Here is a 413-nt window from a genome sequence, read left to right on the forward strand (position 1 = left end):
GTCGCGGGTCTCCGGGTCGGCCGGGGCGTTCTCGCCCTCGTCGGGCTCGCGCTCCTTGCGGCGCAGCAGCAGCGAGGTGACGCCCAGCAGCAGCACCAGGACGCCGAGCACCCCGATCTCGGTGATCCGGTCGGCGAAGCCCGCGGTGCCCACCTTGCCGGCCGCCTCGACGCTGAGCACCACGATCTCCTTGATCGAGGCGATGATCCCGACGAGCAGGAACGGCTCGGCGATCAGCTCGCGCTTCTCGACCGTCGTGCGGACGGCGAACAGCAGCTCGACCACGATGAAGACCAGCAGCAGGACGTCGAGCAGCTCGAGCACCGGGGTCGTCGACAGGTCGGCGACGAGGCCCCAGGTCGTCGTCCCGGCCAGCACGAGCAGGACGAGCGCGGTGACCAGCAGGAACAGCG

Annotated in this window: 1 protein-coding gene; it reads right to left on the bottom strand. The window is 70.7% G+C overall.

Going from position 1 to position 413, the window contains the following annotated elements:
* On the bottom strand, nt 1-413 hold a 413-nt coding region (locus M3677_RS17585; RefSeq protein ID WP_251161225.1), incomplete at both ends, for a phosphate-starvation-inducible PsiE family protein.

Source organism: Curtobacterium sp. P97, from assembly GCF_023712445.1.
Classification (GTDB): domain Bacteria; phylum Actinomycetota; class Actinomycetes; order Actinomycetales; family Microbacteriaceae; genus Curtobacterium.